Here is a 1,335-nt window from a genome sequence, read left to right on the forward strand (position 1 = left end):
GAAATAAAGTAGCGAAGTCCGTGAGCCATGCGTCAAGAAAAGCCGCTATCGTTTATACCGTACCCGTACCGTAAACCGACACAGGTGGATGAGGAGAGAATCCTAAGGCCGGCGGAAGAAGCATTGTCAAGGAACTCGGCAAAATGGCCCCGTAACTTAGGGATAAGGGGTGCCTGGGAAACCAGGCCGCAGAGAATAGGCTCAAGCAACTGTTTAGCAAAAACACAGGTCTATGCGAAACCGAAAGGTGAGGTATATGGGCTGACGCCTGCCCGGTGCTGGAAGGTTAAGAGGAGAGGTTAGCGGTAACGCGAAGCTTTGAATTTAAGCCCCAGTAAACGGCGGCCGTAACTATAACGGTCCTAAGGTAGCGAAATTCCTTGTCGGGTAAGTTCCGACCCGCACGAAAGGCGTAATGATTTGAGCGCTGTCTCGACAATGCATCCGGTGAAATTGAAGTACCAGTGAAGATGCTGGTTACCTGCGCCAGGACGGAAAGACCCCATGGAGCTTTACTCCAGTCTGGTACTGGGACTCGGTATTGCATGTACAGGATAGGTGGGAGGCTAGGAGATGGTAACGCCAGTTGCCATGGAGCCGCTGTTGGGATACCACCCTTGCAGTATTGGGTTTCTAACCAGCCGCCGTGACCCGGCGGTGGGACAATGCCAGACGGGGAGTTTGACTGGGGCGGTCGCCTCCGAAAGGGTATCGGAGGCGCCCAAAGGTTCCCTCAGAATGGACGGAAACCATTCGAAGAGTGCAAAGGCAGAAGGGAGCTTGACTGCGACACCGACGGGTGGAGCAGGTACGAAAGTAGGGCTTAGTGATCCGGTGGTATTAAGTGGGAATGCCATCGCTCAACGGATAAAAGCTACCCTGGGGATAACAGGCTTATCACTCCCAAGAGTTCACATCGACGGAGTGGTTTGGCACCTCGATGTCGGCTCATCGCATCCTGGGGCTGTAGTAGGTCCCAAGGGTTGGGCTGTTCGCCCATTAAAGCGGTACGCGAGCTGGGTTCAGAACGTCGTGAGACAGTTCGGTCCCTATCCGGCGTGGGCGTAGGATATCTGAGAGGAGCTGTCCTTAGTACGAGAGGACCGGGATGGACGGGCCGCTGGTGCATCGGTTAGACTGCCAAGTCTACGGCCGAGTAGCCAAGCCCGGAAGGGATAAACGCTGAAGGCATCTAAGCGTGAAGCCCCCCTTAAGATGAGATATCCCATTCGAAAGAAGTAAACCCCCTTGAAGACGACGAGGTAGATAGGGCAGAGGTGGAAGTGTGGCAACACATGGAGCTGACTGTTACTAATCGGGTGAGGGCTTGACCAA

General features: G+C 54.4%; 1 rRNA gene. It reads left to right on the forward strand.

The features are described from left to right. Positions 1–1,335: ribosomal RNA gene (locus LJE12_RS19510) — 23S ribosomal RNA — on the forward strand; the annotation flags it as partial.

The sequence above is a fragment of the Blautia sp. DFI.6.71 genome (assembly GCF_020593585.1).
Lineage (GTDB): Bacteria > Bacillota > Clostridia > Lachnospirales > Lachnospiraceae > Blautia_A > Blautia_A wexlerae.